Genomic DNA, 13,650 nt, shown 5'->3' with positions numbered 1-13,650 from the left:
GGCCCTCACGGCGCGCGGGCATCGCCGCCGGTGACGAGGGGAGAACGATGCGCTATCGAGCGTTGGCATTCGACTACGACGGAACGCTGGCCCACGACGGTGCGGTGCCGGAGAGCACGGTCGACGCACTCCGCAGAGCCGCCGACTCGAAACGCGCGCTGATCCTGGTCACCGGCCGCGAGCTCGACGATCTCCAGCGCGTCTTCGACCACCTCGATCTGTTCGACCGGGTCGTGGCCGAGAACGGCGGGCTGCTCTACCGGCCGGACTCCCGGGAGCACCAGCCGCTCAGCGATCCGCCGCCGGAAGCGCTGGTCGAGCGGCTCCGCGCGGCCGACATCCAACCGCTCGGCGTCGGCGCGGTGATCATCGCGACCCGCCAGCCGCACGACGACGTCGTCCAGGACGCGATCCGCGACCTCGGCCTGGAGTACCAGCTCATCTACAACAAGGGCGCGGTGATGGTGCTCCCGCCCGGCGTGAACAAGGCGTCCGGGCTGCGCGCCGCGCTGGACGAGCTGGGGCTGTCCGGCCACGAGGCGCTCGCGGTCGGCGACGCGGAGAACGACCACGCGTTCCTGGACGTGTGTGAGTGCGGTGTCGCGGTCGCGAACGCCGTCGACTCGCTCAAGGAACGCTGCGACGTCGTGACCGAGGGCGCACGCGGCGCCGGGGTCGAGGAGATCATCGACCGGGTCATCGAGAACGACCTCGAGGACCTGCCCGGCGGCTGGGGCGGTGCCGGTCCGGTCCGCCACCACATCCTGCTCGGCCGGTCGGAGGAGGCCGGGCCGGACGAGGCTGGGCCGGACGACGACGACGGGGAAGTCCGGCTCGCGCCGTACGGCGTGCGGGCGATGATCGCCGGTCCGTCCGGCGGCGGGAAGTCCACGGTCACGTCGGCGTTCCTGGAACGCCTGCTGGCCGCCGGGTACCAGGCCTGCCTGGTCGACCCCGAGGGTGACTACGACAGCGGCATCGGCAAGGACAGCGTCGTGATCGGCGACCCCCAACGGGAGCCGACCGCGCGGGAGATCCACGGCCTGCTCGAACGGCCCGGCCAGAGCACCGTGCTCAACCTGCTGGCGGTGCCGATCGCCGACCGGCCCGCGTACTTCACCGGTCTGCTCCCCCGGCTGCTGGAGCCGGTGGCGCGGCACAGCCGTCCGCACTGGCTGGTCATCGACGAGGCGCACCACCAGCTGCCGCCGAACACCGCCACCGACAACGCCACCCTGCTGCGCCGGTTCTCCTCGACGCTGCTGGTGACCGTCCACCCGGAGAGCGTCGACCCCGCGGTCGTGGGGCTGCTGAACACCGTGATCGGGGTCGGTCCCGAGGGCCACACGGTGTTCGAGCCGGTCGCCGAGGCGCTCGAGGTCGACCCGCCGCGGTTGCCCGCCGACGGGTTGGAGCCGGGTCAGCTGCTGATCTGGCGGGTCGGCGAGGACGAGGCGCGGCTGGTCGAGCTGGAGCCGGGGACGATCGACCGGGAGCGGCACCGCCGCAAGTACGCGCTCGGCACGATGTCCGCCGACACCAGCTTCTGGTTCCGCGGCCCCGAGCAGAAGCTCAACCTGCGCGCCCACAACCTCATGCTGTTCCTGGAGATCGGGCAGGGCGTCGACGAGGACACCTGGCTCTACCACCTGCGGCGCGGCGACTATTCGAAGTGGATCAGCGGCACGCTCGACGACGACGAGCTCGCCACCGAGATCGAGACCGTGGAGAAGGACGAGTCGCTGGACGCCGCGGCGTCCCGGGACCGGGTGCGGGATCTGGTGACCGCGAAGTACACCCAGGCCGCCGAGCCCGATCCGGAGGGCGGAGCGTAACGCTCGCCGGGCCTCTGACCGAGACCGGGTGGGTCAGCCGAGGCGGCGGGACACCCGGGCCGAACGAAGCCGCGGGGTGACGGATCGTCCGTCGCCCCGCACCGGCAGCTCGGCCGGTGGGGCCGCCGGGCCGCCGGTCGCGGCCGGGTCGAGGCTGCGGGTCAGCTCGATCGCCGGCCCCGGCCTCCCGAGCAGGTAGCCCTGCGCGTAGCCGACGCCGAGGACGAGCAGTTCGTCGAGCTGCTCACGGCTCTCGACGCCCTCGGCGATGACCGGGAGCCCGAGGTTGGTGCCGAGCCCGGTGAGCAGCTTGACCACCGCGTGGTCGTTCGGGTTCTCCAGCATCCCGGCGACGAAGGACTTGTCGATCTTGAGCCCGGACACCGGCAGCACCGACAGGTGGCGGAGCGTCGAGGAGCCGGCGCCCATGTCGTCCAGGATCACGCCGACGCCGTGCCTGCGCAGCGTGTTGAGGTTGCCGACGGCGTCGGTGAGCAGCGACAGGTCGGCGGACTCCGGCAGCTCGACGTGCAGCCGGTCGGGGCTCAGGCCGACCTGGCCGGTCGCCCGCAGCACGGCAGCCTCGAGTCCGCCGTCCCGCAGCAGCGCGGCCGTGACGTTGACGTTGACCCGCTCCGGCGCGTGTTTGCCCAGCACGTTCGTCCAGAACGCGAGATCGGCACAGGCGGTGCGCAGCACCCACTGGTCGATCAACGACAGGTCGTCCGCGCTCCGGACCGGGAACTTCTCCGGGTTCAGCAGCCCGTGCCGCGGATGCCGCCAGCGCACCAGCGCCTCCACCCCCACGGCCCGGCCGCTCGGGAGCTCGACGATCGGCTGGTAGTGCAGTTCCAGCTGCTGGCCCTCCAGCGCGCGCTGCAGCGGGGCCGAGCTGTCCGCGTGCCGCCCCGGCGGCGGGGCACCGCTGCCGACCGCGCGCACCGCGTTGCGGCCGGCCCGCTTCGCCTCGTACATCACCGCGTCCGCGTCGTGCAGCAGCGCGCCCGGCTCGATCGGGCCGGTCGCGACCGCCACCCCGACGCTGGCGGTGCTGTGCGCCGCCTCCGGCAACGACGGGTCCGGGGTGGCCACGGCGGCGCGCAGCCGCTCGCCGAACGCCGGGGCGTCGATCCCGCCCGCGCCGACCGCCACCCGGCGGAGCACCGCGAACTCGTCGCCGCCCAACCGCGCGACGACGTCGTCCGGCTCGGTCGCGGCCACCAGCCGCCGGGACACCGAGACCAGCAACTGGTCACCGACGCCGTGCCCCAGCGAGTCGTTGACCTGCTTCATCCGGTCGAGGTCGACGAAGACGACCGCCACCGAACCGTCGACGTTCCCGGCGCACGCGGCGCCGAGCTCGTCGAGGAAGTGGCGCCGGTTCGCGAGGCCGGTCAGCGCGTCCTGAGTGGCCTGCTCGACCAGCCGGCGTGCCAACGCGTCGAACAGGCTGGCCGCCGAGACCCGGCCGATCCGGCCGCCGGGCCAGCTCACCAGCAGGTCGTCGTACCGGTTGTGCCAGCCGCGTGTGCGCACCCGGTGGGAGGCGTCGGTGACCGGGGTTTCGGCGGGCAGCACGAGCGGCGTCCAGTCCGCCATCGAACCCACCGGCCGGCGGCCCCAGAGCGACCGTCCATATCCGAACGGCCCGGACATGACCAGCTCGAACGTCGACCGCATGACCAGCCCGGTCCTCCGCGAGGCGTCCCGGACGACGACCACCGGCAGCGTGTCCTGCGAGCGGAACAGCTGGTCGAGCTCCGCGCACGACTGGTCGGCGGAGACCACGACGACGTCGCGGGAGAGCTCACCCACCGACCACGGTGTGACCCGCGCCGGGCTTCCCGGCGCTACCGAGGACGGTGGCGAGACAACCGCTACCGCCTCCACGTCTGTGCACTGCTGATCCGCACGCGCCCTCCCGCGATCGAAGACAGCAGAGTGACTCCCTAGATCGTAGGCGCCGCCGACCGCGCCGGGGCAGAGTCACCAGGTCGTTAACATTGGCGCCCGACCTTTAGGTTAGCCTCACCTTCATGCACTCCGCGTTAACCCATCCGTCGGCCCTCACGGGCGCCGACCTCACGCTCGCGTACGACGGCCGGACGGTCGTCGAGGACGCGAACCTGGAGCTGCACGCCGGTGAAGTGGTCGCGCTGGTCGGGCCGAACGGATCCGGCAAGTCGACGCTGCTGCGGTCGCTCGCCCGCCTGCACTCCCCGAAGGCGGGCACAGTCACGCTGAGCGAGGGGAACGAACACGTCGACGTCGCCGCACTGCATCCCAAGCAGTTCGCGCGTTGCGTGACGCTGCTCACGCAGTCGCGGCCCACCCCGGGCGGTGTGCGGGTCCGGGACGTCGTCGCGTATGGACGCCACCCGTACCGCGGCCGGTTCGGCAGCGGTGACGCCGAGGGCCCGGACGTCATCGAGCGGGCGATGCGGATCACCGGTGTCGACCCGATGGCCGAACGCCCGGTCGACGAGCTGTCCGGTGGCGAGCTCCAGCGCGTCTGGCTGGCCACCTGCCTCGCCCAGGACACCGGCGTCGTCCTGCTCGACGAACCGACGACGTTCCTCGACCTGCGCTACCAGGTCGAGACGCTGGACACGGTCCGCGACCTCGCCGACGAGCACGAGGTGGCGGTCGGCGTCGTCCTGCACGACCTGGACCAGGCCGCCGCGGTCGCCGACCGCGTCGTCCTCCTGCACAAGGGGACCGTCCGGGCGGCCGGCCTGCCGGCCGAGGTCCTCACCGCGGACCTGCTGACCGAGGTCTACGGCCTCCGTATCGACGTCGACGTCGATGAGTCCGGACGCGTGCGCACCCGGCCCGTCGGCCGGCACACCACGCGTTCACGCGCACTTCGCTGAACCCCTGTTGAACCCTCGAAACCGAAGGACAGCCATGCTCACCACATCCCGCCGCGGCGCGCGCAGAGCGCTCACGACGACGGTTGCCGCGGCGCTGACCGCCCTGCTCCTGGCGGCTTGCGGCACCACCGAGGACGCGAGCGACGACGCCAGCGCGACCGCGAAGGCCTCGTCCGGACCGGTCGAGGTGAAGGACGAGCGCGGCACGGTTCGCCTGGACGCGCCCGCCGTGAACGTCGTGTCGCTCGAGTGGGGCCTCACCGAGACGCTGCTCGCGCTCGGCGTGAAGCCGGTCGGCGCCGCCGACGTCAAGGGTTACAACCAGTGGGACAAGAGCATCGCGCTCGACCCGGCCACGCCGGACGTCGGCACCCGTGGTGAGCCGAGCCTGGACGCTATCGCCGCGCTCAAGCCGGACCTGGTCGTCTCGGTGACCGACATCCCGGCCAACGTCCTTTCGCAGATCGAGAAGACCGCGCCGGTGCTCGCGCTGCGCGGCTCGGACGCCGCCGACCCGGTCGCGTACATGCGCCGCACGGTCACGACGCTGGCGCAGATCACCGGCACCGAGGACAAGGGCGAGGAGCTGCTCGCCGGCTACGACAAGAAGATCGCCGAGGGCAAGGCGGCGCTGGAGAAGGCCGGCAAGGCCGGTGCGCCGTTCGTGATGGCCGACGGCTGGATCGACTCCGGCACGGTGTCGATCCGCCTGTACACCCCGGGCTCGTTCTTCGGCGCGATCGGCGAGGACCTCGGGCTGAAGAACCAGTGGCCGTCCGGCGGCGACAAGGACTACGGCCTCGCGCAGACCGACCTCGAGGGCCTGACCAAGATCACCGACCCGAAGACCGCGTTCCTCTACGTGTCCAACGACGGTGACGCCAGCTCCGCGATCATCAAGGCACTCTCGTCCAACGCGGTCTGGAAGCAGTTGCCGTTCGTCAAGTCCGGCGACAACCTCCACCGCATCCCGGACGGCATCTGGATGTTCGGCGGTCCGGCGTCGGCGGGCGCCTACGTCGACGCCATCGTCGACTCGCTCGCGAAGGCGTGACCCGAACCGCCGTCTCGCCGCCGCAGGCGGCGCCTGCCCCCGACCTCTCGGCCGGGGGCAGGCCCCTGCGCGTCACGGTCGCGTTCGCCCTCGCGTTGGTGCTGCTCGCGGTCCTGTCCGCGATCCACCTGATGCAGGGCACCGCGCGGCTGGGCATCGACGAGCTCTTCCGCGCGCTGCTCCCCTGGGCCTCTGACCACGGAGACCGCGGTGAGGCCGTCGCGGTCCTGCTCGCCAGCCGGGCGCCGCGGCTCGCGGCGGCCGTGCTGGTCGGCGTCGCCGTCGGCATCTCGGGTGCGGTGCTCCAGTCGGTGGCGCGCAACCCGCTGACGTCGCCGGACACGCTCGCGGTCAACGCCGGGGCCTGGGTGTCGGTGGTGGCCGTCGCGGCCGCCGGTGTGTCGCTCCCGTTCGGGCTGCGAGGGTTGATCGCGTTCATCGGAGGGCTCGCGGCCTCGTCGTTCGTGCTGCTGGTCGCGCGCGGAGGCGCCGCCGGACCCACCCGGCTGATCCTCGCCGGGCAGGCGGTCGCGCTGGCGCTGAACGCGCTGACGCTCGTCCTGCTCATGCTCTTCCAGCAGAACACCGTCGGCCTGTTCGCCTGGGGCAGCGGGAGCACCGTGCAGTCGGGGATCCGCCAGGTCGCGATGGCGACGCCGGTGGTGGTCCTGGGCGTGCTCGCCGTGCTGCTGCTCGTCCACCGGCTCGACGTCCTGGGCCTCGGCGACGACTCCGCGCGCGTGCTCGGCGTCGGCGTCCGCCGGACCCGGGTGATCGCGGTCGTGCTCGCGGTACTGCTCGCCGCGATCGCGGTGACCGTCGCCGGTCCGATCGGGTTCGTCGGGCTGTGCGCGCCGGTGCTCGCGCGCCTGACCGCACGCCGCGTGCCCGGTCTGGGCAACCACCTGGTCCTGGTGCCGTTCGCCGGGCTGGTCGGTGCGCTCGTCGTCGTCGGCGCGGACGTGCTGCTGCGCCTGCTGGTCCCGGCCGCGAGGGGCATCGTGGTCCCGACCGGGATCCTCACGTCGCTCGCCGGTGCGGCTCTCGTGGTCTGGCTGGCGCGGCGGCTGCGGGACGGCGGACCGGCCGCGACCCCGACGCGGGGTGCCTCCGGGACCGTCCGCTCCCGCGGCTGGGTCGCCGCGGTCGGGGTGACGCTGGCGGTCGCCGCGGTCGGGGCGTTCGTCGCCGCGCTGCTGCTGGGCGACCGGCTCGTGCTGCTCGGCGACGTCGTGAACTGGGCCCGCGGCGCGTCCGGTCGCGAGGTGACGTTCGTCCTGGACCAGCGCTGGCCCCGGATCCTCGCAGGACTGCTCGGCGGTGCCGCGCTGGCTCTGGCCGGATCGATCGTCCAGGCGATCTGCCGCAACCCGCTGGCCGAACCGAGCCTGCTCGGCGTCACGCCGGGCGCGGGTGTCGGCGCGGTCTCGCTCGTGCTGCTGGTGCCCGGCGTCGGGATCTGGCCGGTGATGGGCGTGGCGACGCTCTTCGCGCTCGGCACGTTCGCGCTGGTGTACTGGCTCGCCGCCGGTCGTGGTCTGTCGTCCGACCGGATCGTGCTGGTCGGCATCGGGATGAGCACCGGCGCTCTGGCGCTGACGACGCTGATCGTGGTCGTCGTCTCGCCGTGGAACACGAACCTCGCGCTCACCTGGCTGGCCGGCTCCACCTACGGGCGCAGCATCAGCCAAGTGTTGCCGGTCGCGCTGTGTCTGCTGGTGGCCCTGCCGCTGACGCTGGTCGGCGCCCGGACGCTGGACCTGATCGCGCTCGACGAGGACGTCCCGCGGGTGCTCGGCGTCCCGCTGAACCGGGCCCGGCTGGCGTACCTGACGCTGGCGGCCGTGCTCACCGCGGCCGCGGCGTGCGCGGTGGGAGCGCTGGCGTTCGTCGGCCTGGTCGCGCCGCACGCGGCGCGGGCGCTGGTCGGGTCGCGGCACTCCCGGTCGGTGCCGGTGGCGATCGGCCTGGGTGCGGTGCTGGTGAGCGTGGCCGACACGGTCGGCCGCACGATCATCGCGCCGTCGCAGCTCGCGGCCGGTCTGGTCACCGCGATGATCGGCGCGCCGTACTTCATCTGGCTGCTCTGGAAGGCCCGGGCCTCCGCGTGAGGCCCGGGTCCCCCCGGGGATCTACGTGGCGATGTCCGGATAGGGCAGCGTGAGGTGCTCCATCTTCGCGGCGTAGGCCTTCACGTAGCCGAGCGGCTCGTGGTCGTGCTCGAACATCGCGATGAACAGCGTCAGCGTGAGGAACGGGTGGGCACCCATCTCGAACAGCCGCACGTGGTCCTGGGCGACGAGCGCCTCGCGCTCGTCGTCCGCAAAGGCTTGATAGGTCGAACGCTCGGCGGTGGTGCAGTTGAGCAGTTCGTTGGCCTTCTCGGCCTCCCACCAGGCCACCGTGCCGGCCGGGTCGGCCTTGTACCGGGCGACCAGGTCGGGATCGCGGTCGACCGTGAACAGGAACTTGTTGATCAGGTACTTGCTCACAGCGACTCGACCCCCTTCGGGTACCAGGTGAAGTAGGCCTCCATCGTGTGGAACAGGTCGACGGTCTCCACGTAGTCGGCCTTCGCGCCCTCACCCGCGACGCCCATCATCAGCATGAAATCCATGAACCCGTGGGTCGCGTTACCCGGCAGGTGCAGGCTGTCGAGCGTCACCTCCGCCAGGCAACCCTCGATGTCGCCGGACGCGATCCACTCGACGGCCTTGCGATCGAACTCCGGGTCCGGCCCGGTCGGTCCGAACTGCCGCGGCCCGCCGAGCTCCAGCGACAGGTGACCGGTGCCGACCACCGCGACCCGCTGGTTGCCCGGCATCGACTCGACCAGCTCCCGGATCGTGCGTCCGAGCTGCACGAACCGCTTCGGCTGCGGCAGCGGCGGCGCGAAGATATTCGTGTAGATCGGGACGATCGGCAGGTCGGCCTCGGGCCGCAGCGTGATGATCGGGCACGTGATGCTGTGGTCGATCCGCAGCTCGTTGCTGAACGCCAGGTCGAAGCCCGCGTCCAGGCCCTCGCGGAGGATGTGCTGGCTGAACGCCTCGTCGCCGGCCAGGCGCATCCGCGGCAGCCCGAACTCGCGTTCCTCGTTGTACCAGTTCGCGTCGTAGACCGGCGCCTTGCCGACCAGGAACTGCGGCATGTTGTCCAGCCACAGCTGATGGAAGTGGTCGGAGCCGACCATCACCAGGACGTCCGGGCGCGCTCTGGTGAGCGTCTCGCGGAAGTTCTGGATCTTGCTGATCCACTCCGCGGCGAACGGCGGACGTTCCTCCTCGGGCAGCGTGCTCGTCTTGTAGTAGAACGGATGGTGGGTGGACGCGATCACCGCGACGAGTTCAGCCATGGTGGCTGCCTCCGTAGGACTTGAGCTCATCGATGGGGGGAGCGACGGACCGGTTGTTGAGGTCTACCGAGAGAAAGACGTCGTTCGCGACCGGATGCCGGAGTTCCTCGGCTAGCTGTCCGATCAGTCCCGCGGTACGAGCCAGCAGCGCGAAGCCCCGCAGCAGCTCCAGCGGCAGGCCGAGGTCGGCCAGCGCCGCGCCGCAGACCCCGGCGCCGTTGAGCGGCAGCCTCTTGCCGAGGATCTCCGGGTGGACGCGGCCGATCGCGGCGAACAGGCTCAGGTGCGGGCCGTAGAGGCCCTCCTCGGCCGCGATCGCGAACAGCCGCGGCGTGCGCGGGTCGCCGTCCTTGTGGACGTGGTGCCCGAGGCCGGGAATGAGCTTTTTCGCTTCGCGCTGCGCGGTGACGGTTTCCCGCGCGAGGGCGTCCCAGCCTTCGTCGTCCGTCGGCAGGGCTTCCGCGTTCACGACGACGTCGTGCAAGAACCGTCCGCAGTCCTCGGTGACGCCGAGGAAGCGCGAACCGCCGCCGAGCAGCCCGGCGGCCAGCGCGCCCTGCACGGAGTCCGGCGCCGACAGGTACGTCAGGCGGGTGACGATCGCGGTCGGGGTGAACCCGTGGTCGGCCAGCGCCGCGAGCACCGCCTCGAAGACGCGGGTCTCGTGGGGTGTGGGACGGCGCTGGGTGGCCAGCCAGAACGCCAGCTCACCGAACCCCACGTGGCCCATCACGTCGTTGGCGAGGTCTTGGCCGAGCAGCGTGATCGTGTGCCTGCTCGACGCGCCGAGCGCGGTGGGATATTCAGGCACGAGGGACCTCCGCGAGCCACCGGCGGATCTCGTCGCCGTGTTCGTCGAGCGCCGGAGGCGGGAGCCGGTAGCTCGGCGGGGTGGCCGAGAGCCCGATCGGGTTCCGCACGCTCGGCACACCCTCGACCTCGACGACCGGCTCCAGCCCCAGACGTTCGGCGAGCTCGACGCCGCCCTGGACGGTGTTGATCGGCCCGCACGGCAGCCCGGCCTCGGTGAGGATCCCGAACCAGTCCTGCGCGCTCTTCGCCGCCAGCGCCGCCACCAGCAGCGGACGCAGCTCCTCGCGGTTGTCGTTGCGCTTGCCGACCGTGTCGAACCGGTCGTCGTCCGCCCACTCCGGATGCCCGAGCACCTCGGCCAGCCGCCGGAACTGCCCGTTGTTGCCCGCGACGACGATCAGCTCGCCATCGCCGGTCGGCAGCGGCTCGTACGGGAACAGGCTCAGGTGCGCGTTGCCCATCCGGGTCGGCACCACTCCCCCGGCCACGTACGCCGAGGTCTGGTTCACCAACGTGGACAGCGCGGTCGACAGCAGGTTCGTTTCGACGTGCTGGCCCTCGCCGGTCAGGTCCCGGTGGTGCAGCGCGGCGAGGATCCCGATCACCGACTGCAGGCCGGTCATCACGTCGAACACCGAGATCCCGGCGCGGAACGGCGGGCCGTCCGGCGCGCCGGTCAGGCTCATCAACCCGGACATCCCCTGCACCAGCAAGTCATAACCGGGCAGCGCCGCACCACCGCCGGCGCCGAAACCGCTGATCGAGCAGTAGATCGTCCGGGGATTACGGCCGCGGACCGCGTCGTAGTCCAGCCCGAAGCGCGCCAACCCGCCCGGTTTGAAGTTCTGGATGAACACGTCCGCCCGCGCCGACAGCGCGTGCGCCACCTCGCGGTCGGACGGGTCCTTCAGGTCCAGCGCGATCGACCGCTTGTTGCGGTTCACCGCCAGGAAGTACGTGCCGACGTCACCCCGGGTCGGCGGCACCCAGCCGCGGGTGTCGTCGCCGCCGGGCCCCTCGACCTTGATCACCTCGGCTCCGAGGTCCGCGAGCAGCATCGTCGCGTACGGCCCGGCCAGCACCCGCGAGAAGTCCGCGACGACGACGCCCGCGAGGGGCCCACTCGGTTGCTGTGCGGCCACTCGACCACCCCTAACCGCTATACGGACACTTGTCCGCTACTCTGCGCGCGCCGCTCCGCCCTGTCAAGAACGGCGCTCACGCCGTCTGTGAGCGATTAACCTCGACGTGCGGGCGGGACTGCCAGAGCGCCCACTCCGCGCTCACGTCCCCGGCCGCTCGCAACAGCCGTGGCAGGTGCACGTCGAGCAGCGTCTCCAGCGGCGTCTCGGCCGCGTGCACGGTCACGTTCATCGCCGCGCGGACCCGTCCCGAACCGTCGCGTACCGGCGCGGCCACCGACCGCACCCCCGGCGCCAGCTCCTCGTCGGCCAGCGCCCAACCCCGCGCCCGCACCTCGGTCAGCTCCGCCGCGAAGTCCCCGGCGTCGCGTCCGGTGTACGGCGGCAACCCCGCCCGGCTGGGCTCCGCCAGCACGTGCTCCACCTCGGCGGGCGGAAGCCCGGCCAGCAGCACCTTGCCCTGCGAGGTCTGCGCCGCCGGGAACCGGGTGCCGATGTCCACCCGCAGCGTGATGATCTTCGGCACCGACACCCGGGCGACGTAGACGATGTCCGAGCCGTCGAGCTGCGCCATCGACGAGGACTCCCCGGTCGCGGCGACCAGACGCTCCAGGTGCGGCCGGGCGATGTCCCACAGCCCCTGCGAGCTGACGTACGCCATGCCCAGCGAGAGCACCTTCGGCGTGAGCGCGAACCCGCCGCCCTCGGCCGTGCGGACGTACCCCATCTCCTCCAGCGTCAGCAGCAGCCGGCGCGCGGTCGGACGGGCCAGGTCGGTCGCGGCCGCCACCTCGCTCAGCGACATCACCGGCCGCCGCGCGTCGAAACACGCCAGCACGTCCAGCCCTCGGGCGAGGGCCTCGACGAAGTCCGGCCCGGTTCCACGGTTCGCCATCTCGTCGTTCCTCCGGACACCTGTCCACCGGACCGTGGTGTCCGGCGCACACCTACCGTCTCACACCTGCCGCCGCGCACCGCCGCAGTCACGCGCGGCGGCTAGCGGACAATCGTCCGCACAGTGAACACCGTCACGCGTCCGGCAGCACGTCGAGGGGCAGGTCCGCGGTCACGACACCCCCGTCCGGCCCGCCGGTCGCGACCAGCACCGCGGCGAGCATCGCCCGCACGGTCAGCGGCGGAACCTCACCGATCAGCACCCGCAGCACGGTCTCACCGCCGCGGCGACCGGCGTCGTCCTGACGTTGATCGCGGTGCTGCTGGTGCTCGCGCGTCCGGAACCGGCCTGAACGAGGGGCGGCCCGCCACCGCGGGCCGCCCTTTTCGCCGACCGGGATGTCCAAATCGAACCTATTGCGGTCACCGATGAGTCCTGTCATCGTGTTCTCCGACAGTTGTCGGAGAAACCGGGAGACTTCGTGACCGCGACCGCCACGGGCGAGGTGCACTTCAGCCCCTACGACCAAGACATCGTGAGCGACCCGTATCCGGTGTACCGCCGGCTCCGCGAGGAGGCGCCGCTCTACCACAACGCCGAGATCGGCTTCTACGCGGTGAGCCGGTTCGCGGACGTCTCGGCGGTGCTGCAGGACCACGAGACGTACAGCAGCGCGAAGGGCGACATCCTGGAGCTGATCCAGGCCGACATGGAGGTGCCGTCCGGCGTCCTGATCTTCGAGGACCCGCCGGTCCACCCATTACACCGGCGCCTGCTGTCCCGGATCTTCACGCCGAAGCGGATCATCGCCCTCGAACCGCAGATCCGTGACTTCTGCGTGCGGTCGCTCGACCCGCTCGTCGGCGCGTCGGAGTTCGACATCATCGCCGAGCTCGGCGCCCAGGTCCCGATGCGGGCGATCGGGATGCTGCTCGGCATCCCGGAGGCCGAGCAGGAGGCGGTCCGGGACGCGGTGGACGAATCGCTGCGCACCGAGGCGGGCGCACCGATGAGCGCCGACCAGACGCTGCTCGACGGCGAGGCGTTCGCGCAGTACGTCGACTGGCGTGCGGAAAACCTGTCCGACGACATCATCAGCCAGCTCCTGCAGGTCGAGTTCGAAGACGAGACCGGCACGGTCCGCAAGCTCACCCGGCAGGAGGTCGTGCTCTACGTGACCGTGCTGGCCGGCGCGGGCAACGAGACCACCGGCCGGCTGATCGGCTGGACCGCCAAGCTGCTCGCCGAGAACCCCGGCCAGCGGGCGGAGCTGGTCGCCGACCCCACGCTGATCCCCGGTGCGATCGAGGAGATCCTGCGGATGGAGGCGCCGGGTCACTTCATGTGCCGGTACGTCACCCGGGACGTCGAGGTGCACGGCACCACCGTCCCGCAGGGCAGCATCATGATGGCGATCATCGCCGGGGCCAACCGGGACCCGGAGCGATTTCCCGACCCGGAGACGTTCGACATCCACCGCCGAGACGTCCAGCACATGGCCTTCGGCGGCGGCATCCACTTCTGCCTGGGCAACGCGCTCGCCCGGCTGGAGGGCCGGGTCGCGCTGGAGGAACTGCTGAAGCGGTTCCCCACCTGGGACGTCGATCTGGCGAACGCCCGGCTCTCCTCGACCTCGACGGTCCGCGGCTGGGAGAAGCTCCCGCTCCGGATTCGGTGAGGGTG

At 71.7% G+C, this 13,650-nt stretch carries 12 protein-coding genes; 5 read left to right on the top strand and 7 right to left on the bottom strand.

From position 1 onward, the window contains the following. Positions 1-47 precede the first annotated feature (47 nt). Positions 48-1,835 (top strand): HAD-IIB family hydrolase, encoded by a 1,788-nt coding sequence (locus tag BUB75_RS23165; protein ID WP_073259892.1) that lies wholly within the window; start codon positions 48-50, stop codon positions 1,833-1,835. A gap of 33 nt (positions 1,836-1,868) precedes the next feature. Here the strand turns inward: BUB75_RS23165 and BUB75_RS23160 are convergent, their stop codons facing one another. Continuing rightward, positions 1,869-3,650 (bottom strand): putative bifunctional diguanylate cyclase/phosphodiesterase, encoded by a 1,782-nt coding sequence (locus BUB75_RS23160; protein ID WP_073259891.1) that lies wholly within the window; start codon positions 3,648-3,650, stop codon positions 1,869-1,871. Between the two features lie 221 nt (positions 3,651-3,871). Between BUB75_RS23160 and BUB75_RS23155 the strand changes: the two genes are divergently transcribed. The 3 genes from BUB75_RS23155 to BUB75_RS23145 are packed head-to-tail and all read left to right on the top strand — an operon-like array spanning position 3,872 to position 7,873. Beyond that, on the top strand, positions 3,872-4,708 hold the full coding sequence (locus tag BUB75_RS23155; protein ID WP_073259890.1) for an ABC transporter ATP-binding protein: 837 nt from the start codon (positions 3,872-3,874) through the stop codon (positions 4,706-4,708). A gap of 34 nt (positions 4,709-4,742) precedes the next feature. Continuing rightward, positions 4,743-5,762 (top strand): ABC transporter substrate-binding protein, encoded by a 1,020-nt coding sequence (locus BUB75_RS23150; RefSeq protein WP_084741616.1) that lies wholly within the window; start codon positions 4,743-4,745, stop codon positions 5,760-5,762. Further along, on the top strand, positions 5,759-7,873 hold the full coding sequence (locus BUB75_RS23145; protein WP_073259889.1) for an iron ABC transporter permease: 2,115 nt from the start codon (positions 5,759-5,761) through the stop codon (positions 7,871-7,873). Before BUB75_RS23150 ends, BUB75_RS23145 begins: the two co-directional genes overlap by 4 nt. Before the next feature lie 21 nt (positions 7,874-7,894). Here BUB75_RS23145 and BUB75_RS23140 read toward each other — a convergent pair whose 3' ends face one another. The 6 genes from BUB75_RS23140 to BUB75_RS23115 all read right to left on the bottom strand — a co-directional run bounded on the left by BUB75_RS23140 (position 7,895) and on the right by BUB75_RS23115 (position 12,409). Beyond that, on the bottom strand, positions 7,895-8,254 hold the full coding sequence (locus BUB75_RS23140) for a hypothetical protein (RefSeq protein WP_073259888.1): 360 nt from the start codon (positions 8,252-8,254) through the stop codon (positions 7,895-7,897). After that, on the bottom strand, positions 8,251-9,117 hold the full coding sequence (locus BUB75_RS23135; protein WP_073259887.1) for a DODA-type extradiol aromatic ring-opening family dioxygenase: 867 nt from the start codon (positions 9,115-9,117) through the stop codon (positions 8,251-8,253). The genes BUB75_RS23140 and BUB75_RS23135 overlap by 4 nt, the downstream gene beginning before the upstream one ends. Next, a complete protein-coding gene (locus tag BUB75_RS23130) occupies positions 9,110-9,928 on the bottom strand; it encodes a citryl-CoA lyase (RefSeq protein ID WP_073259886.1) in 819 nt (272 codons plus the stop codon). The genes BUB75_RS23135 and BUB75_RS23130 overlap by 8 nt, the downstream gene beginning before the upstream one ends. Further along, positions 9,921-11,072 (bottom strand): CaiB/BaiF CoA transferase family protein, encoded by a 1,152-nt coding sequence (locus BUB75_RS23125; protein WP_073259885.1) that lies wholly within the window; start codon positions 11,070-11,072, stop codon positions 9,921-9,923. Before BUB75_RS23125 ends, BUB75_RS23130 begins: the two co-directional genes overlap by 8 nt. A 76-nt stretch (positions 11,073-11,148) precedes the next feature. After that, positions 11,149-11,967: an IclR family transcriptional regulator domain-containing protein gene (locus tag BUB75_RS23120; RefSeq protein ID WP_073259884.1), complete on the bottom strand. Its 819-nt coding sequence runs from the start codon at positions 11,965-11,967 to the stop codon at positions 11,149-11,151. Positions 11,968-12,100: 133 nt separating this feature from the next. Beyond that, positions 12,101-12,409, bottom strand: a complete 309-nt coding sequence (locus BUB75_RS23115; RefSeq protein ID WP_143175363.1) for a hypothetical protein — start codon at positions 12,407-12,409, stop codon at positions 12,101-12,103. Positions 12,410-12,448: 39 nt separating this feature from the next. Here BUB75_RS23115 and BUB75_RS23110 point away from each other — a divergent pair, with 39 nt between their 5' ends. Continuing rightward, positions 12,449-13,645 (top strand): cytochrome P450, encoded by a 1,197-nt coding sequence (locus BUB75_RS23110; RefSeq protein WP_073259882.1) that lies wholly within the window; start codon positions 12,449-12,451, stop codon positions 13,643-13,645. Positions 13,646-13,650: the final 5 nt, after the last annotated feature.

The organism is Cryptosporangium aurantiacum (assembly GCF_900143005.1).
Lineage (GTDB): Bacteria > Actinomycetota > Actinomycetes > Mycobacteriales > Cryptosporangiaceae > Cryptosporangium > Cryptosporangium aurantiacum.
Note: the sequence above shows the minus strand (reverse complement) of the source record. Positions and strands in the feature narration are given on the sequence as shown.

Excerpts from the sequence above, each read along its gene's own strand:
- BUB75_RS23155 (WP_073259890.1), top strand. The coding sequence starts at position 3,872 with ATGCACTCCGCGTTAACCCATCCGTCGGCCCTCACGGGCGCCGACCTC.
- BUB75_RS23120 (WP_073259884.1), bottom strand. The coding sequence starts at position 11,967 with ATGGCGAACCGTGGAACCGGGCCGGACTTCGTCGAGGCCCTCGCCCGA.
- BUB75_RS23150 (WP_084741616.1), top strand. The coding sequence starts at position 4,743 with ATGCTCACCACATCCCGCCGCGGCGCGCGCAGAGCGCTCACGACGACG.
- BUB75_RS23165 (WP_073259892.1), top strand. The coding sequence starts at position 48 with ATGCGCTATCGAGCGTTGGCATTCGACTACGACGGAACGCTGGCCCAC.
- BUB75_RS23115 (WP_143175363.1), bottom strand. The coding sequence starts at position 12,409 with ATGACAGGACTCATCGGTGACCGCAATAGGTTCGATTTGGACATCCCG.
- BUB75_RS23135 (WP_073259887.1), bottom strand. The coding sequence starts at position 9,117 with ATGGCTGAACTCGTCGCGGTGATCGCGTCCACCCACCATCCGTTCTAC.